The organism is Nocardia sp. NPDC004151, from assembly GCF_042874235.1.
Lineage (GTDB): Bacteria > Actinomycetota > Actinomycetes > Mycobacteriales > Mycobacteriaceae > Nocardia.
In genome coordinates, this window is the sequence record NZ_JBIAMR010000002.1 from 378,568 (window position 1) to 402,662 (window position 24,095).

Genomic DNA, 24,095 nt, shown 5'->3' on the forward strand with positions numbered 1-24,095 from the left:
ACCGGGCCGTTCGCGTGCGACCGCGGGGCGATGCCGGCGGCCCGGCCCGCGCGTAGCCTCGACGGTGTGCTCGTCGCCCTCACGATTCCCGGTCTGGCCCTGCTGATCATCGCGGTGGCCTTCGCCGACGTCGCGTATCGCAAGCTGACCGGGCGCACCGCGCTGCCGTGGATGCGGAACGAGGACGGCCGGGGCGCGGCGGCCATCGGCCTGGAACAGTTCGACGCGGCCTTCAGCTCCGGCAAGCGGCTGGAGATGGAACAGCGGCAGTCGGTGCTCATGCACCGGGAGAATCCGGGCGACGGCGACGAGGGACCCGAGGTCGACCTCACCGCCGGGAAGGCCACGCTCCGCAAGCTCTGAGCGACCGCCTTCTCCGTATATATCTGTCAGTTGGGGATCGGGTTCGGATCCATCGGCTTCTCGGGCATGGCCTTCTTGATGGCCTCCGAAACCTCCTGCAGCGGAGTCGCTCCGGCATTGTCGGGCATGGTCAGCGCGATGTAGGTGCCGCGGTCCACGGCCCACCAGGTGCCGGAGGTGACGCCGCTGGTCTGGTCGCGCAGCTCGAACCAGTTGACCCCGTTCACCACCTGCAACGGCGAGGACTTGGTGAATTCGAGCGGCCGGTCCAGCCCGCAGCGCACCACGATGGCGTCGCCGCCGTCGGGCAGCTGCCAGGCATGGGTGGCGGGCGGCGCGGGCTGCATCAGTTCGGCGGTGGTGTAGTCGCCGATCTTGTCGGGCAGGGCGGGGAGCAGCGCGGTGCATTCGGGTCCGGCGGCCGCGGGCGCGGGCACCGAACCGAGGGCCAGCGGGTCGCGGCTGTGGTGCCGGTTGGCCAGCACGCCCATGACGATCAGTCCGACGACCAGGGCGACCGGCAGTGCGACGGCGGTGGCGATGAGCGCGGGCGAGCGACGCATCTCGTACTCGGCGTCCCCGGCGTTCGCGGACTCCGGCGTCGAGTCGGCGTCGGCCTCGGTGGCGGGCGTCTCGGCCGCCGCGTCCTCGAGGGCGTCGGGCGCCGCCGCGTCGGTGTTGTCCGCTTCGGTGCCGCGGGTGTCGTTGCTCATCCGGTCGTCGATCCCCGATCGTGCCGTGCCGGGTGTGCGCATCCTCGCGGTGTGCTGCCCGGCTGCTGGTCGTCGATTGCGGGTTCGAGGGTACCGTCGAGCGGTCGGCCGCCCGCATCACACTCGCCCCGAAGGAGACCGCCATCACCACCGCCAGCGATCCGCAGTCCGTTCCGGCCGCCCGCACCGTGGGCGAGCTCGGCGAGTTCGGGCTCATCGCGCTGGTGAACGCGGGGCGCACGCAGACGCCGGGCGTGCTGCTGGGCCCGGGTGACGACGCCGCCGTGATCGCCGCGCCCGAGGGCCGGTTCGTGGTGACCACCGACATGCTGGTGCAGGACCGGCACTTCCGGACCGACTGGTCGAGCCCGCAGGAGATCGGCCGCAAGGCCATCGCCCAGAACGCCGCCGACGTGGTGGCCATGGGCGCGGTGCCGAGCGCGTTCGTGGTGGGGCTGGGCTGTCCCGCGGAGACGCCGGTCGAATTCGTGCGCGCGCTCGCGGACGGGATGTGGGCCGAGGCCGGGCGGGCGGGAGCGTCCATCGCGGGCGGCGACATGGTGCGCAGTCCGCTGATCGTCATCAGCGTCACGGCCTTCGGGGATCCGCGCCGCGCGCCGATCAGGTTGTCGGGTGCGCGGCCGGGCGATGTGGTGGCGGTGGCCGGGCCGCTGGGTCATTCGGGCGCGGGGTTCGCGGTGCTGTCCGCGGGCACGGCCGGGAAGCTCGAGTTCGCGGACGTGGTTGCCGCGCACCGGGTTCCGCGGCCCCCGTACGACGCGGTGCTGGAGCTGCCCGATACCGCGGAGATCACCGCGCTCACCGATGTGTCGGACGGCTTGCTGGCCGACCTCGGGCATATCGCCGAATCCTCGCGGGTGTCCATCGATCTGGAGTCCGCCGCCCTGGCGGACCCGGAGTTGGAGGCGGTCGGCAAGGCGCTGGGCGTCAGCCCGCTGGACTGGATTCTGGCGGGTGGCGAGGACCACGCCTTCGCCGCGACCTTCGCCGATTCGAGCGAGGTGCCGGAGGGCTGGCGACGCGTCGGCCGAGTTGTCGCGGGCGAGGGCGTGACGGTGGACGGAACCTCCCGAACCGGACCTGCCGGTTGGGATTCCTTCGTATAGCAGGGTCCGGTACCGCGATGAAACTCGACACGATAAGTTTTCCCGACATGGGCGCGAAACCACTGTCGGAAGTCATCGATACGGGCTGGGCCGAGGCCCTCGAACCGGTGGCCGACCGTATTGCCGCGATGGGTGAATTCCTGCGAGTCGAAAACGCCGAGGGGCGTGGCTATCTCCCGAAGGGGGAGAACGTGCTGCGGGCCTTCCAGCGGCCGTTCGACAAGGTGCGGGTACTCATCGTGGGTCAGGATCCGTATCCGACGCCGGGGCATCCGGTGGGCCTGAGTTTCTCGGTGGCCCCGGACGTTTCGCCGATTCCGCGCAGCCTGACCAATATCTACTCCGAGCTGACCAAGGACCTCGGCCTGCCGATGCCGTCCAACGGTGACCTGTCGCCGTGGTGCGATCAGGGCGTGCTCATGCTCAACCGCGTGCTGACCGTACAGCCGGGCCAGCCGGCCTCGCATCGCGGCAAGGGCTGGGAAGCGGTGACCGAGCAGGCAATTCGCGCGCTGGTTGCCCGTGACCAGCCTCTGGTGGCGATCCTGTGGGGCCGCGACGCGTCCACGCTGAAGCCGATGCTGGGCGATACTCCGTACATCGAGTCTGCGCATCCGTCACCGCTGTCGGCTTCGCGGGGATTCTTCGGATCCCGTCCTTTCTCCCGAACCAACGAATTGCTGGGTACCCTGGGGGCCGCGCCGGTCGACTGGCGTCTGCCGTAGCGCTGATCCGTTACCTGATTCAGGAGCATGTGTATGCAGAAGAAGACTGCCCGTGGTGTTTTCGTCGCTCTGGCCGCCGGTGCCGCGCTGGCCTCGGCCCCGGCCATCGCCAACGCCGAGCCGTTGACCCTGGACCCCTACGTCCCCGAGTCCACGACCTCGGTCAAGCCCGTCGGCAGCCTGCTCGACACCAACAGCGTGAGCGGACTCTCGTCCAACGTCACCTCGCGGACGGCGTGCCTGCTGCAGTCGATCAGCCAGCAGGTGGATTGCCTCAACGGCGCGTCCTGAACCGCGGCGCCGGGCCTCACCCCGTCAGGGCCCGGCGCACCATCCGCACTTGCATTGCGGGAGAGAAGGCTTCGACTCGGCGTTCGCCGTCGGGTTCGAAGCCGTATTTCGTATAGAAGGCCCGCGCGCGGGGGTTCTCCTCGAACACCCACAGCGCGATGTCGCCGGTCTCCGGCAGCACCTCGTCCATCAGCGCCTGGGCCACGCCCGTGCCGTGATAGGTCGCGCGCACGTAGAGGGCGCTGAGCTCGTATTCGGCGGCGGGTGACTCCTCGCGATTCTCGCCGCTGCCCGCGAAGCCGATGACGGCGCCGTCGTCGAGCACCGCGACCCGGATCCGCCCCGGGTACTCGAACAGGATCCGGTTCCACGCGGCCGCCCGCCGCTCCACGTCGAAGGCGTCGAGCACGTGCTGAGGCACCAGTCCCCGATACGCCTCCCGCCAGCAGGCTATGTGGCATTCGGACATGCTGTGGACATACTTCGGTTCGAGTGGAACGACCTGCCACTCACCCATGGTTGCCACCCTGTCTCGTCCCTGGAACGGCAAAAGCCCCGGTTCACCCATTGTGGGTGCCGGGGCTTCCGACGAAAAGCGCTTATCAGCCGCGAACGACCTTGCCCGCCTTCAGGCAGGAGGTGCAGACGTTCATGCGGCGGGTGTTGCCGGGGGCAACCTGGGCGCGCACGGTCTGGATGTTCGGGTTCCAGCGACGGTTGGTGCGCCGGTGCGAGTGCGAAACCGACTTACCGAAGCCGGGGCCCTTGGCGCAGACGTCACAGACGGCAGCCATAGTCGCGAGCTCCTTCATGTCATAGAGGGACCCGCTGCACGACGTACAGCGTGTCCGAAAGCCTAATGTCTTGGACCGTACCTACCGGCTGAGAGCCGGTGAACGCATGCCGATGCCTGAGCGAGCAGGACCGTGCCTGCGTGAGGCAACCGCCCAAGAGTAGCCAACCCGTCCCGGGCGTGTCCAATCAGCCGTTCACGGAATATGTAGTTCCGGTCCGTGACCTGCCCGATTGCTCGAGCAGGGTTGACCCGCAACCACAGTCTCGGGTCTTCCCGTGGCAATACCACTGCCCGGCGAACCGGGTCTGACATGGTTTCCATCGGGCAAGTTTTCCGTCCCGCCGCAACTCTGCGAGGACGCCAACACCGCTAAATTCCGGGCGGCGTTGAGATCGCGGTCCAGTATCAGCCCGCATTTGTCACAGATGAACACCCGCTCCGACAGGTCCAGTTTGGCTTTCACCGCACCACACGAGGGGGATGAACACTTTTTCGAACTCGGGAAGAACCGATCCGCCACCAACAGACGACCACCATGGCGGAGGGTCTTGTAGCTGAGTTGGCGACGAAACTCACCGAACCCGGCATCAGCGATATGTGTGGCCAGGCACCGATTCCTCAGCATCCCCGCCACATTCAGATCCTCCACAACGATGTTGCCGAACCGGGCCGCGAGCGCGGTGGTGAGTTTGTGCAGGCCGTCACGGCGCATCGCAGCGACCCGCGTCTCGAGCCTGGCCACCTTCGCATTCGCCTTGCACCATCGTCGTGACGGTGGCACCCCACGGCGGTGGTCGGGCCCTCGACGGCGGGCACGAGCACGAGCCAGACGCCGCCGAGCCCGCTGCACCCGCTGATAGTGGCGTGGATTGAGCACCCGCCCTTCAGTATCGGTCACTCCCGGCACCGGTTGGGAGTGACCGCGAGGGCTTTCACGCCGACATCGGTCCCGACCCGCGCATCGGGCCGGACAGGCGGCCGGTCACGGCGCTGCACGTGGACGGTGAACGACACCCACCAGCGGCCGCCCCGCCGCGAGATGATCATCGACCCGATCCGGGCGGTCCCGTTCACCAACCGCCGCGCGAGTTTGCGGGTCGATTCCCCGGTCCGCACCAACCCGATGCGCGGAATCTTCACCCGGCGACATCCCTCGGCGAGGCCGTAGGACCCGGTGGTCACAGTGAACGCGGGCCGGGATTGCTTTCTCTTCCAGCGCGGGAGTCCCATCCGTGGCCCGGCGCGGACACCACGCTTGGAGGCGGTGTAGTTCGCGAACGCGGTGGCAAGTTGGGCGAGTCCGCTCGCGTAAGACTCCTTGCTGTTCTCTATCCACCAGGGCGCGACCCGGTCCTTGTCGGCGTTCCACGCCTTGCGCAAGCTGTAGGCAGACGTGCTGACTCGGGGGGTGAGATGTTCGGCTGCGATCCCGTAGCTGGTTTCTGCGGCACGTTGGTCCCAGTTGGCGAGGACGTGGCGCAGGCCCCAGTTGTAGGCGAAACGGGCTGCCCCGCAATGGGACCGCAACAACTGTTCCTGATCGCTGGTCGGTTCCAGCGCGAACCGGTAGGCCTGCACCGTCGGCTCCGACACCACCTCTGGTGACGCGGTCTCGGGCCCGGTTTCGCTCACGTGTTCGAGGCTAGGTAATTCCTCGGCGACACGGCAAACCCCAACCAGTCGACACGCCACACCGATTCGCTTGGTGACGGCGCGAAATTTCGCAGAACACCACAAATTAGCCCAAATCGCCCAGCAGCTCGAATCCCTGGCATCGGGTTCGTATGCGGTGTGCGAATGTCAGGCGAGGGTGCGGTGTCGGTTGCCCCGACTAGGCTGGCGAGGGGATTTCACGACGTGAGCGGAAGGACGGTGACGGTGCCCGGGGTAGCGGACGCGCTCGACGGTACGGCCCTGTTGAACTGGGGTCGCCTCACCCTCACCGCCCTGGAACGCCACCGGGACGAGATCAACGCCCTCAATGTCTTCCCCGTCGCCGACTCCGACACCGGCACCAACCTGCTCGCCACCATGCGGGCGGCCGTCTACGGGGCGGAGGAAGCGGTGCGCGCCGCCGACGCCGCCGTTCGTGCGATCGTCCCCGCCCCGGACCGGGCAACCGAACCGGGCGAGATGGAGGAGAGCGGGCCGGCCGCCGCGGCGGAGCGTGGTCGCGGCGGGGACGGTCGGCTCGACGGTGACCAGGTGGCGCCCACGGATCGGCTGTCGGGTGAGCGGGGGCTGCCGGCTCGGACCGTGGCGGCGGCCATGGCGCGCGCGGCGACCTTCGGGGCGCGCGGGAATTCGGGGATCATCCTGTCGCAGGTTTTGCGGGGGATCGCGGACGCGGTGGCCGAGGGGCCGCTGACCGAGCGGGCGTTGCGGGTGGCGCTGCGGCGGGCGGCGCGGTTGGTGCGGGAGGCACTGAGTTCGCCGGTCGAGGGGACCATGCTCACCGTGCTGGACCGGGCCGCCGAGCGCGCCGCCGAGGCCACGGACCGGGATCTGCTCGCGGTGGCGCTGGCCGCGGCGGACGGGGCGGCCAAGGCGCTGGGGGAGACGCCCGCGCAATTGGGAGTGCTGCGGGAAGCCGGGGTCGTCGACGCCGGGGCGCGCGGATTACTGGTGCTGCTGGACGAATTGGTGGCGGCCGCCGGAGGTCGAGCGCCCGCCCGGCCGGTCTACCGGCGCGGTGCGCCCGACGAGCGACCGGCGCACCGGCCGGATGAGAGGCATCGCCGGGCGGGCGGGGATTCCGCCGCTGCGGCGGCTGTTCCGCCCGGCTTCGGCGCCGAGGACGACGCCGATCGTGAGATCGACACCGACTCCGTCGATTCGGGCGTGGCCGGAGTGGTGTCGAGCCCGCGTGCGGGTGCGCCGACCGCGGCAGCCGGTGGCATCGGGAATTCCGGTGATGAGGCGACGAGTTCTGTTGTGGCCGTACCGAATTCGCGTGCTTTCGGGCCTGGTTCGCACGTAGCCGGATCGGGTTCGGGCATGACCGAGTCGGGTTCGGGGTCGCACCGCCCGCGGGCCGCATGGGCCGCGGTGCCGCACTACGAGGTCATGTTCCTGGTGCGGGAGACGGATGAACCGCGCGTCGGTGTGCTGCGGGATCGGCTGGCGGAGCTGGGCGATTCGGTGGTGGTCGTGGGCGACGGCGCCGATACCTGGTCCGCGCATGTGCACTGCGGTGACGCGGGCGCTGCTGTCGAGGCCGGGCTGGTCGCGGGGGCGGTGACCGGGATTCGGATCGAGATCCTCGACGATTCCGGGCATGCGCCGCGGGGAAAGGCGGATCGGGCGATCCTGGCGGTGGCGTCCGGGGCCGGGGCGGTGCGGTTGTTCGAGGACGCGGGGGCGGTCGTGATCGAGGGGGCGGTCACCGCGGAGGTGCTGCTCGAGGCGATTCGGCGAATGCCGCATCGGGAGGTGCTGGTGTTGCCGAACGGGGCCTTGCCCGCGCACGAGCTGGTGGCGGTGAGTGTGGCGGCGCGCGACGGCCGGCGGGAGGTGTTGATGCTGCCGTGCGCGTCGATGGTGCAGGGCCTGGCGGCGTTGTCGATGCACGATGCCGGACGGGTCGCGGCCGATGACGCGTTCGCCATGTCGGAGGCGGCGGCCGGAACCCGGTGGGGTGCGTTGCGGGTCGCGCCGGAGCGCGCGCTGACCATGGTGGGGATGTGCGGCGCGGGCGACGGGCTCGGGTTGGCCGGCCACGATGTGGTGGTCATCGATTCCGATGTACGGGCCGCCGGTCGCACGCTGCTGGACCGAATGCTGGGCCTGGGCGGGGAATTGGTGACCATGCTCCTGGGCGGCGATGCGCCCGAGGGGCTTTCCGACGACTTGACCGCGCATGTGGCGGCGGGCTTCCCGGGTGTGGAAGTGGTGGTGTACCCGGGCGGTCAGGCCGGTGACCTGGTGCAGATCGGGGTGGAATAGATGGCGACGCTGGCTGATCGGCTCGATCACGTGCTCGGGGTGAAGGCGGCGGAATCGCTGCAGGAGCACTTCGACATGCAGACCGTCGAGGATCTGCTGCGGCACTATCCGCTGCGCTACGCCACCCAGGGGCAGCCGCTCACCGAGGAGCAGCCGGAGGAGGGCCAGCACATCACGGTGATGGGCCGGGTCACCAAGACCGATCTGCGCCCGATGAAGAACCGTCGCGGCAGCCTGCTCAAGGTGAACCTGGACACCGGCGGCCCGCGCCCGGTGGAGATCACCTTCTTCAATGGCGACAAGGTCCGCTATCTGGTGAAAGATGGTGTGCGGGCGATGATGTCGGGCACCGTGCACTGGTGGCGGCCGGACCGCTGGAACCTCTCACACCCCGACTATCTGATCCTGCCCGAGCAGGGCGAGTCGATCGAGAACCTCACCTCGGTGCGTGGCGGCGGCGCGCTGCGCGGCCTGGCGCAGACCGCGAAAGGCGCTGGGGGAGTGGATGTCTCGTTCTTCGAGCGCGAGTTCATCCCGGTCTATCCGTCGACGGCGAAGGTGCAGAGCTGGGATCTGCTGCGCTGCATCCGGCAGGTGCTCGATCAGCTGGACCCGATCGACGACCCGCTCCCGGAATCGCTGCGCACCGAGCATTCGCTGCTGCCGGTGTCGGACGCGCTGCGCCTGATCCACCTACCCGAGCACAAAGCCGATATCGAGGCCGCCCGCGGCCGGCTGCGTTTCGACGAGGCGATGGCCCTGCAGCTGGTGCTGGCCGAGCGCCGCCATCAGACCGAGGGCCGCACCGCGAAGCCGTGCCCGCCGCGCACCGACGGCATCGCCGCCGCCTTCGACAAGCGGCTGCCGTTCGAGCTGACCGAGGGGCAGCGCGCGGTCATCGACGAGATCTCCGCGGACCTGTCGCGTCCGCACCCCATGCATCGGCTGTTGCAGGGTGAGGTGGGTTCGGGCAAGACCATCGTGGCCCTGCACGCCATGCTGCAGGTGGTGGACAACGGTCAGCAATGCGCGCTGCTCGCGCCCACGGAAGTCCTGGCCGCCCAGCACTATCGGTCGCTGTCGAAGATGCTCGGCGATCTGGGGACGGCGGGTGAGCTGGGCGCGGACGAGAACGCCACCAAGATCGTGCTGGTGACCGGTTCGATGTCGGCGGGTCAGAAGAAGGCCGCCCTGCTGGACGCGGTGACCGGTGACGCCGGTCTGGTGATCGGCACCCACGCCCTGATCCAGGACAATGTGGAGTTCTTCGACCTGGGCATGGTGGTGGTCGACGAGCAGCACCGGTTCGGTGTCGAGCAGCGGGATGCCCTGCGCGCCAAGGCGAAAGGCGCGGCCAGCCCGCACCTGCTGGTGATGACCGCGACGCCGATTCCGCGCACCATCGCCATGACCACCCTCGGTGATCTGGAGACCTCGGTGCTGACCCAGCTGCCGCGCGGCCGGTCGCCGATCACGTCGAAAGTCGTTCCCGCCAAGGTGAAACCGGCGTGGGTGGATCGCGCGTGGGAGCGCATCCACGAAGAGGTGACGCAGGGTCGGCAGGCCTATGTGGTGTGCTCGCGCATCGGCGACGAGGAGGAGAACGGGAAGGGCAAGGGCCGCAAGGCGAAAGCCGGGGAGGAGAAGGAAGGCCCCACCACCCATTCCGCCGTCGACATGTACGAGATGCTCGCGGCGGGCCCCTTCAAGGATCTGCGCGTCGGCCTGCTGCACGGCCGGCTGCCCGCGGACGAGAAGGACCGCGTCATGCGGGATTTCAACGACGCCGAGATCGATGTGCTGGTCTGCACCACGGTGGTCGAGGTCGGTGTCGATGTCCCGAACGCCACCGTCATGGTGATCGTGGACGCGGATCGCTTCGGCGTCAGCCAGTTGCATCAGCTGCGCGGCCGGGTCGGGCGTGGCAAGCACGCGGGTCTGTGCCTGCTGATCACCGAGACCAATCCGATGGGGACGGCCATGGCCCGGCTGGAGGCGGTCGCGGGCACCACCGACGGCTTCGAACTCGCGGTCCTGGATCTCAAACAGCGTCGTGAGGGTGATGTGCTGGGCTCGGCCCAGTCCGGTACCGCCCGCAGCCTGCGCCTGCTGTCGCTGCTGGACGACCTCGAGGTCATCACCGCCGCACAGGAAGTGGCGCGTGAGATCGTGTCCTCGGATCCAGGTCTGAAGAACCATCCGGGTCTGGCGGGCATGATGCGCGCGGCCGTGGATGGCGAACGTCTGGAGTATCTGGCCAAGTCCTGACGGACTATTCGGCGGTGGCGTCGTCGGGGGTCAGGCCGGCGAGTTCGCGCCACCGCGCCATCTCCTCCTCGTGCGAGCCGGACAGCGTGGCCTCGGTGACGTCCACCGCGGCGGCGTCGTCACTGTCGCCGTCGCGGGTGAGCAGCATCAGCGGCCAGCTCGGTTCGTCGGTGTGGGCCGGGCCGAACGGCTGCCAGTCCCAGGGCCCGCCGAAACGCCAGGCGCGGCCGGAGGAGTCGGCGACCTCGTCGCCCGGTTCGAGGAAAGCGTAGGGGCGGAACCGCAATTCGACGGTCCGGGGGATGCCGTCGTCGGGATCGAACACCGGTTCCTGATCGGTTGCTCCGGGCTCGTCGGCGAGACCGGCACGTAGGTAGGCGATCTCCCGGCGCGGCCGGGGCAGCCAGCCGATGGCGCGGGGCGGTTCGTGCTCGCGCAGCCCGGTCACGCGAACCAGGGTCGGCGGAATCCCGACCCGGCACGGCGCGTCGGCCGCGAGTTCGCCGTCGGCGGGCCGGATTCGGAACAGCTCGTGTTCCCAGCCGGGTGCGCCGGGTCCGGTCGGCACCGTGACGACGCCGTTCCAGCCGTCGCCGTCGGGATCATCGGCCCACCAGGGCCATTCGACGCGGACCTGGTCCGCCGTCAGCTCGGTGACCCGTGCCGCGGTGAACGGACAGGACAGCTCGAGGATGTCACCGACCCGGTATTCGAACGCCACAGCCACCGAACCTAGCCCGTCCGTGGCGTGGACGTCCCCTTCGCCGGGCTAAACGGCGGCGGGGAATTCGTCGGCCTTGACGCCCTCGATGAAGGATTCCCACTCGCGCACGGTGAAGAGCAGCACCGCGCCGTTGCTACCCTCCTTGCTGTGGGCGACCACGATGCCGCGGCCGGGCCAGTAGCCGACCTGCACGCAGCTGCCGTTGGCGCCGCCGACGGTGCTGGTCCGCATCTGCAGTCCGTCCGGCAGATCTGCCTTGGTAGTCATGAGCGGGTTCCCTTCGTCCTTTCACAGTCGGGTTCGGACGCGAGGCGAAGACGAGCAGCCGGGGTCCTCGATGCGGGACAACGCCGTCTGGCATCGGCTGACGCGGTTCACACTACCGGCTCGGTGCTGGAAGTGTGCCCGGTATCGACTGTCAAAACGGTGATCCGTCATGGGGATTCAGAGTGGTGTTCGCCCGTACGGGGATTCGGCGAATTCGCCCGTACGGGCACCCGGGTTCGGCGCGGAACGGGTCACACCTCGAGGTCTTCCTCGATGCCCTTGAGGCGGTGGCGGGCCATGGCCAGGTTGGCCCGGGTGCGGTCGAGCGCCAGATACAGGAACAGGCCCTTGGATTTCCGTCCGGTCATCGGCCTGATGATGTGATACTGGCTGCTCAAGGTGATGAGGACGTCCTCGATCTCCTCCTTGATGGCGAGCTGGTCGATGGTGCGCATCTTGGCCCGCACCACCTCGGTGTTGCCCGCGGCTGCGACCTGGAGGTCCAGCGCCTTGGAGCTGCCGAGCATGCCGAGCGCCATGCCGCTGTTGTAGTCGACCACGGCCGCGCCGATCGCGCCGTCGATCACCATCATGTCCTTCAGTGCGATATCCATGTTGGACATGGGGTTTCCTTTCAATCGGTGTTTCACTTGGGGTTCGAAGTCTGTGTTCCGGGCGGCAGCGCGGCGGCCGGATCGGCGTCGCCGGTGACGGCCGCGAGATGGTCGGCGATGGCCCGGGCGGTGGGCCGCGATTCCAGGTGCACGCGGCCGATATTCGTGCCGGGCCCGGCGAGCACGGTGAGCGAGGCGGTCCAGCCCACGGCGTAGATGACGACGTCGCCGCTCTCGCCGTGCACCACCACCTCGTGGAAGCCGCCGCCGTGCGCGGTCGCGGCGAGCCGGTGCGAGAGCGAGAGCTGTGCGGCGGTGAGCGCCGCCATGCCCGCCGGCTCGATGTGCGAGGGCAGATCGTGTGCGATGAGCAGCCCGTCGGTGGATGCCACCAGCGTGCCGGTCAACTGCGGCACCCGGTCCCGCAGCGCCTTCAGCTCCCTGTGTACTTGCGTGTTCGGTTCTGGGCCGGACATCGCCACTTTGGTCAACCTTCCTATCAATCCGCCGAGCCGCCTTCGCCGCGCGGTCACGCGAGCTCCTCCAAGGCCGCCTCCCTATCCGTTCGCGGTCATGCCAGTTCCTCCAGTGCCGCCCGTAGCCGGATGAGGACGTCCCGGTCGGGCGGTTCCCAGCGGTCGGGGACGGCGACCGCCGCGGCCTGCGACACCCGGCGGCGCAGCGGCGGGGCGGAATTCGCTGCCGCCGCGGAGTTCTCGTCCGGGGCGGGGGATCGTTCGGCCGGTTGCCGGTCCGGCTCGGTGACGGCGCCGATGTGGTCGGCCAGGGCCACCATGACCGGCGCCTCGATCAGCCCCGCCGCGGTGAGTTCGCGCACCGCGAGCAGGCAGCCGTAGGTGGTGCGGCCCAGATCCTCGCCGAGCCCGGTGATGGTGCGGCGGGCGTCGACCGCGGCGAGCACCTCGGCCTGGCCGCCGGTGAGCACCACCCGCCGCCGCTGCACTCGTCGCACCGGGACCACGGCGACGCGATCCACCAGCTCCACCGGCCACACGCCGGCGCTGGGGTCGCCACGGCGGGCGCATTCGTGGATGAGCGCGCCCGGGGTGATGCGGCAGGTGTGGGCCAGCCAGTGCGCCGGCCCTTCTCGGAACTCCACCCGGGCGGGCGCGGCCAGCAATAGGTAGGCGGCATCGAAGACCGACAGCAGCGCAAGGGTTTCCAGCCGCGGGCCGGTCGGTAACTGGTCGGGGGTTCCGGACCGGGCGCGGCGCCAGCCCTCGGCGTCGGTGAGCCCGGCGGTTATCGCCAGGCGATCGAGTCCGGTGGTGCGCCGGCAATCGGCGGCCACGATCGCGCCCTCGACGAGATGAAATGCGCCATCGCCCACGGTGAGTACGCCGGTGCCGCGTTGCTGTTCCAGTCGTCGTAGTTCGATGACGAGTTCACTGTCCATGATCATCCTCGGAGAATTCGGCGAGAATTATCCGCAGCTGGTACCTGGCCATGGCGAGATTGCCGGTGTCGCCGTCGAAGAGAACGTGCACGAAAAGCCGTCCGTCGAAATCGCCGTCGATCAAATTCAGCAGGTGATATCCGCCGGTTCCGCACACGATGATCTCGCTGATGTCGTCGCCGGAGCGGCCGGTGGCCATGGCCGGGGAGGTGAGCACCGAGCGTACGACATCGGTTGCGGCAGCAGCATCTTCGTGTTGATCGACGACGTCGTGGCGACCGGCGGCGGCGATGGCCAGCCCGCTCGCGCCGTCCACGAGGGTGACGCTGCATGCACCGGGAATGTCCATGATGCGTTTGAGGCATCCGTCGATACCGATCACTGCCGCCCACCGCTTGTTCCGGGAAATATTCGAGCGAATCCAGACGCTACACAGGATGGGCGGGGGATGGGGAGCAAACGCCGGATTAATCCGGGTAACTCATGATTTTCCAGGTGCGCGATCAAGAATGCTAGACAGTATTAATACCTTTCGGTATTTGATGAAATCGGGCGAAATGGATATCCAAAATGGATGAGGGCAAGCATGATGCAAGCCTCGCTTCCGGCTGTCCGGACTCAGTGGGGCAGACGGGGGTACGGCAGATCCGAACTGGTGTGCTCGTCGATCGCCAGCGGCCGCCCGATCTGCGGGAAGGCGCGCTGGGCGCAGGACGGGCGCTCGCACACCTTGCAGCCCGCTCCGATGGGTACGGCCGCGGCGGGATCCTCGATCTCCAGGCCGCGTGAATAGACCAGGCGGTCCGCGTATTCGATATCGCAGCCCAGTCCGATGGCGAATTCCCCTCCGGCACCGCCGAACCCGCTCGGCGTGGGCGCGGTGGTGCGGGCCACCCACAGGTAGCGCCGCCCGTCGGGCATGGACGCCACCTGCGACAGCATCCGGCCGGGCTGGTCGAACGCCTCGTGCACCACCCACAGCGGGCAGCTGCCGCCGACCCGGGAGAAGTGGAAGGCGGTGGCGGACTGGCGTTTCGAGATATTGCCCGCCCGGTCGCTGCGGATGAGGAAGAACGGCACGCCGCGCTGCCCCTGGCGTTGCAGCGTGGCCAGGCGGTGGCAGACGGTCTCGAAGCCGACCTCGAAGCGCAGGCCCAGCAGGTCGATGTCGTAGTGCAGTTCCTCGGCCGAGCGCAGGAACTTGCCGTAGGGCAGGATCAGCGCCCCCGCGAAGTAGTTGGCCAGCCCGATCCGGGCCAGCGTGCGGGATTCGCCGCTGAGGGCGGGGTTCTCGTCGAGCACCTCGTCGAGCAGCGCGCCGTGCAGCAGGAAGGCCAGGGTGGTGGCGATCTGGAAGGCGCGCTGCCCCGGCCGCAGCCGGCGGGCCAGGGTGAGCGTGCGGGTCTCGGGTTCGTAGTGGCGCTTGGGGATGTTCGGGTCGGCCCCGTCGCCGCGCACCAGGACGGTGACGCCCGCGCGTTCCTCGGCCACCCGCGCCAGCTGGCGGTCCAGGGAGCCGATGGTCAGCCCGCTCTCCTCGAACAGCCGCTCGGCGGCCAGGTCCAGCTGGGCGATGTGATTGTGGTGATCGTAGAAGAAGTCGCGCACGTCCTCGTAGGGCATCGCGACGCCGGGCACGCCGGCGGGGGTGGCCACCTTGGAGGACAACAGATCCAGCTGGTCGGTCGCGGCCCGTAGTCGGCGATGCATGGCCACAACGATTTTCGCGACCTCGGGCATGCGGGTGGCCAGATCCTCGACCTCGGCCACCGGCGCGGCATTGCCGCCCGCGGCCTCCACCAGGATCTCGTGCAGGTCCGAGACCAGCCGCGCGTCGGAGTCCGCCGCGAAGAACTGCACGTCCAGGTCGAAGGTGGAATTCAGTTTGAGCAGCACGGGAATCGTGAGCGGTCGCTGATCACGCTCGAGCTGGTTGAGGTAGCTGGGCGACAGGTCCAGAGATTTGGCCAAGGCCGCCTGGGTCATCCGCCGTTCCTCGCGCAACCGCCGTAGTCGGGCCCCCGCATACATCTTGCGCACGTGGGGGATGGTACCGATTCGGATTCGCAAACATCGCAATTTGAGGAGACTCGCGGCGATTTCGCCGACGCTGCGTGGTACTTCACCGTGCCGTCCAGCATGCGTAGCATGCGAATTCGAGACTACCGGCGGTTTTGCGCGCGAGTGCCCATAGTACGACCAACGCCACGCCGACGGGCTGGAACGGCGGTCGGAAAGTGCCCCGAAATCGGCGGACTCACCCCAGAATCAGGTGAACCTGGAGTTCGCCGACCAGGAATCCGAGCACCGCGCCGATCGCGACCAACTTCCATTCGTCCTGCTTGAAGGCGGGGCGCAGCAGGCCCTCGTACTCGTCGTCGGACAACTGCTTGGTCTTCTCGATGACCAGACTGCGGACATCGAGGGCCTCGATGGCGTGCTGGTCGAAACCGGAGTGGGCGGCGGCCTTGATGTGGTCGAGGACGAAGGTGACCGCGTCGCGTTCGATGGCGGTGTAGCTGTCGCCCGCGACCATCATGACCAGCGGCCGGGCCGGGCCGGTCTGTAGTTCCAGGAACTCGCTGACGTGGCGGCTCAGCAGGGATGCCAACCGGTCGGCTCGTTCGCCATGGAGGACGGCCTCGAGAATGCGTGCGGGGGTGAGGATCTCGGTGGCGATCAGGTCGCCGTAGTCGGTGCAGACCTGCTCGCGCCGCTTGTGGAACAGGCCCTGCCACTTGAACGGTCCGATACCGACCGGACGGATCGGGCGGAAGATCATCTGCAGCGCCAGCCAGTCGGTGAGCAGACCGGTGAAACCGCCGAACGCGGGCATGAGCAACGGGTTGTGGGTCAGCGACCAGGTGAACATCTGCACGAAACCCAGTACGGTGCCGAAGATCAGCCCGGAGCGCACGATGAAGCGCAGCTCGTTGTTGCCGACCCGGCGCACCATCTCCACCAGCAGCGATTTGTCCTCGACCAGGGCGCTGATGGCCATGCCGCGCAGGTCCATCACCTGGTCGAGATTGGTGCGCAGGTCGAAGACGACGTCCTCGATCAGTTGCGGCAGATCCCGTTGCGCGCGTTCGATGATGGCGCGTTGCGCGGCCTCGGGCATGTTCACCCACAGCCGCGGCTCGTGCTTCATCATCATGGTGCGCACCATGTGGTCGACGCCCGCGTCGAGGGGTTCGCGCAGGCGCGTGGTGAGTTCGCCGATGTCGATGCGGGCGATGATGTCCTGCGGATCGATCAGCTTGCCGAACATGAGGTCCACGGCGATGGTGGCCATGCGCGGCGCGGAGCGGGGGATGACGCCCTGCCAGCCCAGCCACGGTGGGATGCCCTTGAACTCGAGCGGTTTCATGAGCATCTGCACGGCGACGATCTTGGTCACCCAGCCGATGAGCGCCGCGACGAGCGGGATGGAACAGTACAGCAGCCAGTGGTCGGCGAAATCCGCGATCACGACCCGCTCGGCCCCTGTGCCCTGGTTGCCATGCCCTGCTCCTCGATGCGACTATTCGTACCCAGCCGTACGGCTATTTGTGCCGCGGCTCAGGCTAGGAGACCGTGGTGCCCACAGGCAAGACCGAGAGTTCGCCCCCCACTCAGCGGGTGGTGGCCATCGTGGAACTGCTCGCCGCCCAACGCGACTCGCTCACCGCCGCCGAGATCGCCGACACCCTAGGCCTGAACCGCTCCACCGCGGGCTCCATCCTGGCGGCCCTGGCCGACCGCGGCTGGGTCCGCCGCCTCCCCGACCTCAGCTACGAACTGGGCGGCCGCCTCGCCGCCATCGGCGCCCGCGCCGCCGCTGGCCGCCACGATCGTGCCTGGTTGGAGCGCGAATTGGAGGAACTGGCCGACCGCGTGAACTGCGGCGCCGCCCTCACCGCGCTCAGCGGCGGCCACCTCAAATTCGTCGCCGTCACCCGCGACCGCCTCACCGTCGGCATGGAATCCGGCGTCCGCATCCCCCTGCTGGCCCCCGCCGGCGCCGCGATCATCGCCCACACCGGCGCGGTCCGCCAACGCGACTGGCTCGACACCCGCGGCACCGAACGACGTGACGAATATCGCGCCGTCCTCGACACCCTGCGCACCGCCGGCTACTGCGCCTGGCGCCTCGAACCCGACAGCCTGCCCGGCCTCCGGGTCCTCTCCGACGTGGCCACCCACCTGGCCGAACACCCCGGCGACAAGGACCTCCGCGGCCGAGTCCTCGCCCAGCTGGCCACTTTCGGCGGCAGCGCCTACGACCAGCCCACCTTCGACTCCGAAGCCACCCTCCCCCTCAGTTACATGAGCGCCCCGGTTTTCGACGACAGCGGCCACGCCGTCATGGAACTCCAGATAGGCCCCCTCCGCCCCGACGTCACCCGCCCCGAACGCCGCCACTACCTGGCCGAACTCTCGGCAGCCGCCCGCCGCATAGGCGACGGCCTCGAATCCATCCCCTCCCGAACCCGCCGCTTCCCCTCCTGACCCGCCCGGCGATCAGCCTTCGCCCCACACCACCGCCTGCGCGGCAATGACAGAGACCCCATTGAATGTGACGGCGGGCGAGCCGTGCAGGCGATATCCCTGCTCCAGCAACGCACTGATCCGCTCACAGAACGTCGCGTCATCGGGACCGGTGATCAGGCGGTAGCGCAACACAGGCTGGTCGGTCATCACGTCAGCCTAGGACGGCGCCTGTTCGGGCACCTATTGCAGTTCGCGGGTGGTGGCGATCAAGAAGGTGATGGTGTCGCGGACTTTGGCGTCGGTCATCTTCAGGGGGACCGAGCTGGTGGCGGCGATCTTGTCGTCGATCGCGATCATGCCTTCCCAGGTGCCGATTCGGGTGAGGAAGGAGTCGTCGGCGGAACGCCAGACTTCCTCGTCGAAGCCGTCGAGGCGGTGATAGCGGCCGCCTTCGGGGTCGGTGTGGTCTGGTTTGCGCATATTGCGGAGGGTCAGCCAGGCCACGTAGGGGGCTCGGGGCTTGAGGTTGAGGTAGCAGGAGCCGTTCATGCCGATGGTGGCGTTGATGGTGCCTTGGCTGAGTTCGGCCACCTGGGCTTCGGGGACACCCAACGTGGTGTGGAAGAAGTCGAGCATGCGGGTGCACACGTCGCGGTTGGAGTGGGCGGAAGGGGTTGAGCCGGGGTCGGATTGGGATGCCGGGGACGAACCGCAACCCGCCAGCACGAATACGACTGCTACCAGCAGGTATCGGAGGATCCCCCACCGTCTTCCGAGCACCACGACCTCCTGTTCGGGCCGGAGCGTAACAGGATGGCGGGGGCGCGCCAACCGCAGTGGCGCAGTTGCGCCTGGCCGCCCAACGCTACGTGAGACGCGGATCACGCTGGCGCGCAGGGACTTCCGGGAAGCGGTGCGGGGGAGGGGTCAGAGGACCTTGGCGATGGCGGGGACGATCTTGGCTATCGCGACATCCGTGGAATTCGGGGTCCAGCTCTGGAAGGCCTGCGCGGTGGCCGGGTCGTCGACGATGACCAGACGGGCGTGGGTGAGGTTGGAGGACAGGAAGGAACTCGGCAGGCCCCGCAGGCCGCCGTTGCCGGCCTGCTTGTCGGTGCGCACGACGATGACCAGATCGACGTCGGGGACCATCTCGCCGGACGCGGACAACGGGCGCGGGGAGGCTTCGTCGGGTTTGGCGCGGAAGTCGGTGGCGTAGCGGAAGCCGATGTCCTGCAGGAACTTCGCCTGCTCGCTCGAATCCAGGTCGACGGACAGGGAGCTGTCGCCGAGGTTGTAGGCGGCCACCGTCTTGTTGAGGAACGACGGATGCGCGGCGCGGACCTGGGCCGGGGAATCGCTGGGGGTGGAGGTGGTCTGGGTGACGGGGTCGCCGCCGGAATCCTGGTGCGTGGCCAGGTAGACCGCGGTGCCGGAAACACCCAGCAGCGCAACGGCCGCCGCCACCGCGAGGGCGCGCCGGCGTGTGGTGCGGGCGCCGCGGGTCGTGGACAGGGTCCCCGAGCCGATCGGCTGTGGCCGGGTGATCCGCTCGGTCGGCCGCTCGGACTCGACGACCGGCGGCGCGGAGGGCATCCGGCCCTGCACGGCGAGCGCGGCGTCCTCGGTGAAGTCCCGGCAGGTGGCGTAGCGGTCGTCGGGATCCTTGGCCAGCACCTTCGCGATCACCGCGTCCAGCGCGGGCGGCAGATCGGCGCGCAGCGTGCCCAGCGCGGGCGGCGGATCCTGGAGGTGACCCAGCGTGGCCTGGGCGATGGAATTCACCGGGAACGGCGTACGCCCGGTGAGCAGCTTCACGAAAGCGCAGCCGAGACTGTAGATATCGCCGCGATGATCCAGCGGCCCGGCGACCAGCCGCTCGGGGGCCGCGTAGGCGAGGGTGGCCATCATGGCGTCGGTGGCGGTGAGTTCGCGGCCGTCGGTCACCGACTTGGCGACGCCGAAATCGGTGAGCAGCACTCGTTCCTCGCCCGGATGCGCGTCCTCGTCACGGGAGAGCAGGAAGTTGGCGGGCTTCACATCCCGGTGCAGCAGCCCGCGCCGATGCGCGTAATCCAGGGCCTTGCCCACCTCGGTCACGATGCGCAGCGCCCGCTGTGGCGTCATCCCCTCGGGGTGCTGCTTCAACTCCACGGAGGCGTCGGTGCCGGGGATGTACTGCATGGCGATCCACAGCCGCCCGTCCTCCTCCCCGCGGGCGTAGACCGTCACGATGTTCGGATGATCCAGCTCCGCAGCGAGATTCGCCTCGCGCGCGAAGCGCGCCCGATACACCTCGTCGTGCGACAGATCGTTGCTGAGCACCTTCAGCGCGTCGAGCCGCCCGGGGAACATGGGATCCTGCACCAGATAGACGGTCCCCATCCCGCCACTGCCCAGCACCCGGATGATCCGGTGGCCGCCCACAACAGTGCCGGGCCGCAACGGCATGCTTATCCGCCTCTCCGGGCCTGCAGTGGCCCGCTCATAGCCGTTGCCGGTTTCGTGTCCGTGCCGGCGGTCGGTGCCGAACCACGTTCGGGCGTACCCGGCGAGTTACCCCGAACTCGCGAGATCGGTTGTCGCCCTTGTCCAGGCCCTTGGAATGTAGCAACGATTGCCGGACCCGGCCGAGCGTCAGATGTGGCCATAGGCGAGCAGCTGATATTGGGCCGACAGCCGTTGGCGCAGATCCTGGGACTGGTCGGCGTACACCTCGGCCACGTAGCGCTGGTAGGGCAGGTAGCACATGAACTTCGCGCCGATGGCGTACTTGACGTCCTTCAACTGCAGGCAGCGTGCCGTCGCCAGGCCGGGCGGCGGGTCGACGGGCTTGTACCGGTCGAGCAGTTCGTCGACGAAGGCGGCGATGAAGCGCTGGGCGGCCGCGTCGTCCTTCGTCCGATAGATATTGCTGAGCGAACTGGCCATCACGTCGATTCCGGCGTCGGCGTACGCGCGGCGGGAGGCGGCCGGTCGATCGTCGTGGGTGAGGGCGGCGTGCGGGCCGTACAGTCCCTCGCTCGCCCGGACCTGGCCCTTGCCCGCGGGCAGCACGCGGCTGAGCAGATCGTCGGGATCGCTGAGCAGGCCCGCCAGCTGGTCGGGCGGGGTGGGGCGATAGTCCCGGATCGATTCGATGGCCTTGTCCAGCATTCGCTTCGCCACGTCGATCAGGAATGCGGGACCGTCGGGAACCGTCAGGTCGTCCTCGACGTGCAGCCAGTACAGGTACTCGCCCTGCGGGTACAGGGCCCGCACCCATTCGAGGGAGGTGAGCGCGGCCCGTGCGGTCGGATAGCCGGGGATCTGCACCGGACCTTTGTCCGGGTATTCCGGATTCGTCTGTGACGCAAGGAAATCTGCGGCGGTCGCGGCCTGCGCGGGTTTGCCGAAGCGCAGCACGGTGAGATGCACGTTCAGTCCGAGCGAGGTGTCGTACCGATGCCGCCCACCGGTCTGCCAGCCCGCGATCAGCCCCGGCGCGCGATCGTTGAACCCGTCGATCCCCATCGGCGGATAGTCCGCGGTGATCGCGCTCCCGGCGGACCCGTAGCCCAGTCGCTCGTCGATCTCCAGCGGCAGCGGGACGTGCTCGCCCAGCCGGATCGCCTCCTGCACCACGTCCCCGACGCTGATGTCGGGCTTCATGGTGGTGATCTGCCGCGGCACCACCGGATAGTTCCCCGGATCCAATTGCGACACATCGACGGTCGCGGCCGGTGACGCGGGCGCGGCGGGGTCGGTCGGGCCGGACCCGCAGCCCCCGGCCAGCACGGCCGCCACCGTGAGCGCCAGCAGCCGGGTTCTCGCTCGTGCGATCCTCATCGCTGTCCGCTCCTGGCCAGCATCGAATACTGCGCCGACACCCGCTGCTCGAACGAGCCGGGCGCGCCGCCGCTGAACCGGGCCTGCGCCCCGATCACCGCCACGTACCGGCCGTAGACCACCGCGCACAGATAGGTGGCGTCGCGGATCGGCTCGGGTTCGTCGAGCCGCACGCAGTGCGCGTCGGTGATACCGCCGGGGTTCGGGACCTCGTCGTCGTCGCGGCCCAGCCGGGTCAGCGCGGTCTGTAAGCCGAAGGCCGCCTGCAGATCCCGGGTGCGGTACACGGTCGCCCCGTTGCGGGCGACCAGATCCACCCCGGCCGCCTCGAACGCGGGCCGCGCCACCGCCGTGTCGCGCTCGAAATGCAGTGCGCCCGAAGGCGTGTAGACCCCACCCTGACCGCGACCCCCGGACCGGTCGGAGTCGGAGCTGTCGTACTGATTGGGCAGCGTGAGATCCAAGATCGTGTCCGGATTGCCGGGCAGGTCCGGAAGATCCTCGAGCGGTGTGGGTTTCAGATCCGCCATCGCGGTGAGCTGGGCGCGCAGCATCTCCCGCAGCCGGGTGCCGAGCGCCGCCGGATCGTTCTGCGGGATCACGGCATGGCCGATGATCACGTACACGCCGCGCGCCGCGACCACCTCGCCCTTCTCGTCGGTGCGGGAGGAGGCTCGCACACTGTCGTGGGTGTCGGCGGGCAGCTCGGCGGTGTCGATCGGAATCGGGTGCCGCCCAGGGGCGTTCAACGCCTCCCAGTACCCGTCGACGGCCGCGCGGGCGGCCTGCTCGGTCGGGAAGCGCTGGATCGCGAGGGTGATGTGCTTGCGCGCCCGCACGCTGTCGTTGTTGCGCCAGATGTAGGCGCCCGCGATGAGCCGATTGCGTTCCGCGACCGGCTGCCAGTTCTTCGGGAACGGCCCGTTGTCGTCGTCGAAATCGGCGCCGGAGCTGCTCAGCAGCCGGGCCCCGCCCAGATACCGGACGTCGGGATCGATGCGGTCGGGCCCGGCCAGATACGTCATCATGCGCCGCGATTCGATCGCGTACGCGTCGGCGACCGTGCCGTAGAACGGCACGAATTCCGCCGGGGCCGACGGATAGGGTCCGACCTTCAGTTTCGGCAGATCGGCCGCGGTCATGCCGGGTACCGCGTGTCCGGACACCGGCCACGACCCGACCGCGTACCCCGCGCCGAGCACCGCCACGGCTGCTGCCGCCAACGCCACCGTCCGCAGTCGTCTCATCCGCTCACCTGCTCGTCAACAGGACGTACTGGGCGGCCGTCTTCTGATAGAGCTCGGCCAGGTTGGACGCGCCGACCTGCACGGTGTACTTGTCCACGTGGAAGGTGCACTGGTGGAACATGACCCGCCCGTTCTCCAGATCCGCGAAGCAGCCGACATCCCCGGGGAAGCGTGGCGGCGGGTCGACGGCCCGATGCTTGTCGGAGGATTCCTTGGCCGGATTCCACTTGTCCCACAGGGCGCGTGCCGCCGCGCCGGTGCGGCTGTGGAACACCAGCGCGTCGCCGTAGCCGACCAGATCGACATCGCCGATGGTGAGGAACTCCAGGTCCGTGCCGTCGAGACTCTGCAACGAGCCGCGACCGGTGTACACCCCGTCCGGGTCCGGGCGCAGCGGCAGTTCCGGATTCGTCGGCAGGGTGCGGCCGAGAATGCCGTCCGGATCGAGCGGAATGTGTTCGAACTGGTCGGCCGGCGTGGGCTGGAACTTGTCGAGCAGCGGCAGCGCCACGTCGAGCATGCGTTCGGTGCGCGCGCTCAGATCCGCCAGATCCGGCGCGGCGGCCAGCTCGTCCACCAGCTTGATGTACACCACGTAGCGGTCGCGCACCGTCCACGAGCCCAGCGACGCCACGGTCGGCCGCCAATGCGCGGTGCTCGCAGGATATTTGGCCAGCCGCACCGGCTGATTGCCGGTGTTGTAGGTGAAGTCGTCGTGCTCGAGCACCGGCCCCACCGCCGCGGCGCGCCCGGCGTCGGGCAGTTCCAGCACCGCGATGCTGAGCCTGCGGTGCTTCTCCTCCCTGCCCGCGCCGGTGCACCAGGTGGTCACCCAGCCGCCGCGCAGATCGTGGGCGACCTCGTCGAAGGTGTCGTTGATGACGATGTCGCCCAGGCCCTTGTGGTTGGTCACGACGTGCGGGCGGACATTGTTGGAGCATTCGTAGGCGTAGTCGTGGTCGGCCTCGAACGGCAGCGCCACGTAGTCCGACAGCCGCTGTGACTCCCGGATCCGGGATTGCTTGCCGGTCTTCGCATTTCCCACCGTGCGCGGCGTGGTCTGGTAGTTGCCGACCTCCAGGCTCGCCGGATCGGTCGGCTGCCGCACCGGGTGGCCGGGAACATTGCTCGCGCAGCCGGTTCCGGCCGCGAGCGCCATCGTGAGGCCCATCAACGCCGCGAACAGTCGCACGTCCCCTCCTCCCGGGGCGGATTTTACCGTCGCTCAAGACTTCTCGCGCACCTTCGGCCCCGACTGCTCGCGCACCTTCGGACGCGCCGGGTGTGGTCTCGGACA

At 68.8% G+C, this 24,095-nt stretch carries 26 protein-coding genes; 7 read left to right on the plus strand and 19 right to left on the minus strand.

The genetic code is table 11. The annotated features are described in order from the left end of the window. Positions 1 to 66 precede the first annotated feature (66 nt). Positions 67 to 363 carry a DUF6191 domain-containing protein gene (locus tag ACFYTS_RS05400; protein ID WP_379101717.1) on the plus strand — a complete coding sequence of 99 codons (297 nt, stop codon included), beginning with the start codon at positions 67 to 69 and terminating at the stop codon, positions 361 to 363. A gap of 26 nt (positions 364 to 389) precedes the next feature. Here ACFYTS_RS05400 and ACFYTS_RS05405 read toward each other — a convergent pair whose 3' ends face one another. After that, positions 390 to 1,076, minus strand: coding sequence for a DUF3515 domain-containing protein (locus ACFYTS_RS05405; protein ID WP_387301526.1), 687 nt, complete (start codon positions 1,074 to 1,076; stop codon positions 390 to 392). Positions 1,077 to 1,264: 188 nt separating this feature from the next. On the opposite strand from ACFYTS_RS05405, the gene ACFYTS_RS05410 reads away from it, so the two are divergent. Genes ACFYTS_RS05410 through ACFYTS_RS05420 form a run of 3 tightly spaced genes read left to right on the plus strand, consistent with a single transcriptional unit; the run spans position 1,265 to position 3,219 of the window. Next, the gene (locus ACFYTS_RS05410; RefSeq protein WP_387302071.1) at positions 1,265 to 2,203 is read left to right on the plus strand and encodes a thiamine-phosphate kinase; all 939 of its coding nucleotides are present in this window, start codon (positions 1,265 to 1,267) and stop codon (positions 2,201 to 2,203) included. A gap of 47 nt (positions 2,204 to 2,250) precedes the next feature. Continuing rightward, the gene (locus tag ACFYTS_RS05415) at positions 2,251 to 2,928 is read left to right on the plus strand and encodes a uracil-DNA glycosylase (RefSeq protein WP_357279964.1); all 678 of its coding nucleotides are present in this window, start codon (positions 2,251 to 2,253) and stop codon (positions 2,926 to 2,928) included. 33 nt (positions 2,929 to 2,961) lie between these two features. Next, on the plus strand, positions 2,962 to 3,219 hold the full coding sequence (locus ACFYTS_RS05420; RefSeq protein ID WP_357279179.1) for a hypothetical protein: 258 nt from the start codon (positions 2,962 to 2,964) through the stop codon (positions 3,217 to 3,219). 16 nt (positions 3,220 to 3,235) lie between these two features. Here ACFYTS_RS05420 and ACFYTS_RS05425 read toward each other — a convergent pair whose 3' ends face one another. The 4 genes from ACFYTS_RS05425 to ACFYTS_RS05440 form a co-directional block, all read right to left on the minus strand. Further along, entirely contained in the window at positions 3,236 to 3,736 is a 501-nt protein-coding gene (locus tag ACFYTS_RS05425; protein WP_357279177.1) for a GNAT family N-acetyltransferase, read from the minus strand. A gap of 85 nt (positions 3,737 to 3,821) precedes the next feature. Beyond that, positions 3,822 to 4,013, minus strand: a complete 192-nt coding sequence (gene rpmB, locus ACFYTS_RS05430; RefSeq protein ID WP_011210730.1) for a 50S ribosomal protein L28 — start codon at positions 4,011 to 4,013, stop codon at positions 3,822 to 3,824. Between the two features lie 195 nt (positions 4,014 to 4,208). Continuing rightward, positions 4,209 to 4,922 carry an RNA-guided endonuclease TnpB family protein gene (locus tag ACFYTS_RS05435; RefSeq protein ID WP_387301529.1) on the minus strand — a complete coding sequence of 238 codons (714 nt, stop codon included), beginning with the start codon at positions 4,920 to 4,922 and terminating at the stop codon, positions 4,209 to 4,211. Next, positions 4,910 to 5,647 carry a helix-turn-helix domain-containing protein gene (locus ACFYTS_RS05440; protein ID WP_387301531.1) on the minus strand — a complete coding sequence of 246 codons (738 nt, stop codon included), beginning with the start codon at positions 5,645 to 5,647 and terminating at the stop codon, positions 4,910 to 4,912. The genes ACFYTS_RS05435 and ACFYTS_RS05440 overlap by 13 nt, the downstream gene beginning before the upstream one ends. Positions 5,648 to 5,872: 225 nt before the next feature. Between ACFYTS_RS05440 and ACFYTS_RS05445 the strand changes: the two genes are divergently transcribed. After that, entirely contained in the window at positions 5,873 to 7,960 is a 2,088-nt protein-coding gene (locus tag ACFYTS_RS05445) for a DAK2 domain-containing protein (RefSeq protein WP_387301533.1), read from the plus strand. Continuing rightward, a complete protein-coding gene (gene recG / locus ACFYTS_RS05450) occupies positions 7,961 to 10,228 on the plus strand; it encodes an ATP-dependent DNA helicase RecG (RefSeq protein ID WP_387301535.1) in 2,268 nt (755 codons plus the stop codon). Between the two features lie 4 nt (positions 10,229 to 10,232). Here the strand turns inward: recG and ACFYTS_RS05455 are convergent, their stop codons facing one another. The 8 genes from ACFYTS_RS05455 to ACFYTS_RS05490 all read right to left on the minus strand — a co-directional run bounded on the left by ACFYTS_RS05455 (position 10,233) and on the right by ACFYTS_RS05490 (position 16,722). Continuing rightward, positions 10,233 to 10,949 (minus strand): hypothetical protein, encoded by a 717-nt coding sequence (locus ACFYTS_RS05455; protein WP_387301537.1) that lies wholly within the window; start codon positions 10,947 to 10,949, stop codon positions 10,233 to 10,235. Between the two features lie 48 nt (positions 10,950 to 10,997). Beyond that, positions 10,998 to 11,219 carry a DUF397 domain-containing protein gene (locus ACFYTS_RS05460; protein WP_357097547.1) on the minus strand — a complete coding sequence of 74 codons (222 nt, stop codon included), beginning with the start codon at positions 11,217 to 11,219 and terminating at the stop codon, positions 10,998 to 11,000. Between the two features lie 251 nt (positions 11,220 to 11,470). Then, a complete protein-coding gene (locus ACFYTS_RS05465) occupies positions 11,471 to 11,842 on the minus strand; it encodes a hypothetical protein (protein ID WP_387301539.1) in 372 nt (123 codons plus the stop codon). Between the two features lie 23 nt (positions 11,843 to 11,865). Then, positions 11,866 to 12,309 carry a roadblock/LC7 domain-containing protein gene (locus tag ACFYTS_RS05470; protein ID WP_357279166.1) on the minus strand — a complete coding sequence of 148 codons (444 nt, stop codon included), beginning with the start codon at positions 12,307 to 12,309 and terminating at the stop codon, positions 11,866 to 11,868. A gap of 95 nt (positions 12,310 to 12,404) precedes the next feature. After that, the gene (locus ACFYTS_RS05475; protein WP_357279164.1) at positions 12,405 to 13,250 is read right to left on the minus strand and encodes a hypothetical protein; all 846 of its coding nucleotides are present in this window, start codon (positions 13,248 to 13,250) and stop codon (positions 12,405 to 12,407) included. Beyond that, positions 13,240 to 13,632 carry a hypothetical protein gene (locus ACFYTS_RS05480; protein WP_387301542.1) on the minus strand — a complete coding sequence of 131 codons (393 nt, stop codon included), beginning with the start codon at positions 13,630 to 13,632 and terminating at the stop codon, positions 13,240 to 13,242. The genes ACFYTS_RS05475 and ACFYTS_RS05480 overlap by 11 nt, the downstream gene beginning before the upstream one ends. 236 nt (positions 13,633 to 13,868) lie before the next feature. Then, entirely contained in the window at positions 13,869 to 15,290 is a 1,422-nt protein-coding gene (locus tag ACFYTS_RS05485) for a short-chain fatty acyl-CoA regulator family protein (RefSeq protein ID WP_357279160.1), read from the minus strand. A gap of 217 nt (positions 15,291 to 15,507) precedes the next feature. Continuing rightward, positions 15,508 to 16,722 carry a DUF445 domain-containing protein gene (locus ACFYTS_RS05490; protein WP_387301544.1) on the minus strand — a complete coding sequence of 405 codons (1,215 nt, stop codon included), beginning with the start codon at positions 16,720 to 16,722 and terminating at the stop codon, positions 15,508 to 15,510. 107 nt (positions 16,723 to 16,829) lie between these two features. On the opposite strand from ACFYTS_RS05490, the gene ACFYTS_RS05495 reads away from it, so the two are divergent. Beyond that, a complete protein-coding gene (locus ACFYTS_RS05495; protein WP_387301546.1) occupies positions 16,830 to 17,741 on the plus strand; it encodes a helix-turn-helix domain-containing protein in 912 nt (303 codons plus the stop codon). Between the two features lie 12 nt (positions 17,742 to 17,753). Here the strand turns inward: ACFYTS_RS05495 and ACFYTS_RS05500 are convergent, their stop codons facing one another. The 6 genes from ACFYTS_RS05500 to ACFYTS_RS05525 all read right to left on the minus strand — a co-directional run bounded on the left by ACFYTS_RS05500 (position 17,754) and on the right by ACFYTS_RS05525 (position 23,990). Continuing rightward, complete coding sequence (locus ACFYTS_RS05500) at positions 17,754 to 17,930, minus strand: DUF1737 domain-containing protein (RefSeq protein ID WP_357279153.1); 177 nt, start codon at positions 17,928 to 17,930, stop codon at positions 17,754 to 17,756. A gap of 33 nt (positions 17,931 to 17,963) precedes the next feature. Next, positions 17,964 to 18,503, minus strand: a complete 540-nt coding sequence (locus tag ACFYTS_RS05505; RefSeq protein ID WP_357279151.1) for a hypothetical protein — start codon at positions 18,501 to 18,503, stop codon at positions 17,964 to 17,966. Positions 18,504 to 18,650: 147 nt separating this feature from the next. Continuing rightward, on the minus strand, positions 18,651 to 20,174 hold the full coding sequence (locus ACFYTS_RS05510) for a serine/threonine-protein kinase (protein WP_357279148.1): 1,524 nt from the start codon (positions 20,172 to 20,174) through the stop codon (positions 18,651 to 18,653). 186 nt (positions 20,175 to 20,360) lie between these two features. After that, a complete protein-coding gene (locus tag ACFYTS_RS05515) occupies positions 20,361 to 21,551 on the minus strand; it encodes a hypothetical protein (RefSeq protein WP_387301549.1) in 1,191 nt (396 codons plus the stop codon). Continuing rightward, on the minus strand, positions 21,548 to 22,798 hold the full coding sequence (locus tag ACFYTS_RS05520; RefSeq protein WP_387301551.1) for a hypothetical protein: 1,251 nt from the start codon (positions 22,796 to 22,798) through the stop codon (positions 21,548 to 21,550). Before ACFYTS_RS05520 ends, ACFYTS_RS05515 begins: the two co-directional genes overlap by 4 nt. 4 nt (positions 22,799 to 22,802) lie before the next feature. After that, entirely contained in the window at positions 22,803 to 23,990 is a 1,188-nt protein-coding gene (locus ACFYTS_RS05525) for a hypothetical protein (protein ID WP_357279141.1), read from the minus strand. Positions 23,991 to 24,095: the final 105 nt, after the last annotated feature.

Excerpts from the sequence above, each read along its gene's own strand:
- ACFYTS_RS05520 (WP_387301551.1), bottom strand. The coding sequence starts at position 22,798 with ATGAGACGACTGCGGACGGTGGCGTTGGCGGCAGCAGCCGTGGCGGTG.
- ACFYTS_RS05425 (WP_357279177.1), bottom strand. The coding sequence starts at position 3,736 with ATGGGTGAGTGGCAGGTCGTTCCACTCGAACCGAAGTATGTCCACAGC.
- ACFYTS_RS05515 (WP_387301549.1), bottom strand. The coding sequence starts at position 21,551 with ATGAGGATCGCACGAGCGAGAACCCGGCTGCTGGCGCTCACGGTGGCG.
- ACFYTS_RS05470 (WP_357279166.1), bottom strand. The coding sequence starts at position 12,309 with ATGTCCGGCCCAGAACCGAACACGCAAGTACACAGGGAGCTGAAGGCG.
- ACFYTS_RS05465 (WP_387301539.1), bottom strand. The coding sequence starts at position 11,842 with ATGTCCAACATGGATATCGCACTGAAGGACATGATGGTGATCGACGGC.
- ACFYTS_RS05500 (WP_357279153.1), bottom strand. The coding sequence starts at position 17,930 with ATGACCGACCAGCCTGTGTTGCGCTACCGCCTGATCACCGGTCCCGAT.
- ACFYTS_RS05460 (WP_357097547.1), bottom strand. The coding sequence starts at position 11,219 with ATGACTACCAAGGCAGATCTGCCGGACGGACTGCAGATGCGGACCAGC.
- recG (WP_387301535.1), top strand. The coding sequence starts at position 7,961 with ATGGCGACGCTGGCTGATCGGCTCGATCACGTGCTCGGGGTGAAGGCG.
- ACFYTS_RS05510 (WP_357279148.1), bottom strand. The coding sequence starts at position 20,174 with ATGCCGTTGCGGCCCGGCACTGTTGTGGGCGGCCACCGGATCATCCGG.
- rpmB (WP_011210730.1), bottom strand. The coding sequence starts at position 4,013 with ATGGCTGCCGTCTGTGACGTCTGCGCCAAGGGCCCCGGCTTCGGTAAG.
- ACFYTS_RS05475 (WP_357279164.1), bottom strand. The coding sequence starts at position 13,250 with ATGGACAGTGAACTCGTCATCGAACTACGACGACTGGAACAGCAACGC.
- ACFYTS_RS05405 (WP_387301526.1), bottom strand. The coding sequence starts at position 1,076 with ATGAGCAACGACACCCGCGGCACCGAAGCGGACAACACCGACGCGGCG.
- ACFYTS_RS05420 (WP_357279179.1), top strand. The coding sequence starts at position 2,962 with ATGCAGAAGAAGACTGCCCGTGGTGTTTTCGTCGCTCTGGCCGCCGGT.
- ACFYTS_RS05415 (WP_357279964.1), top strand. The coding sequence starts at position 2,251 with ATGGGCGCGAAACCACTGTCGGAAGTCATCGATACGGGCTGGGCCGAG.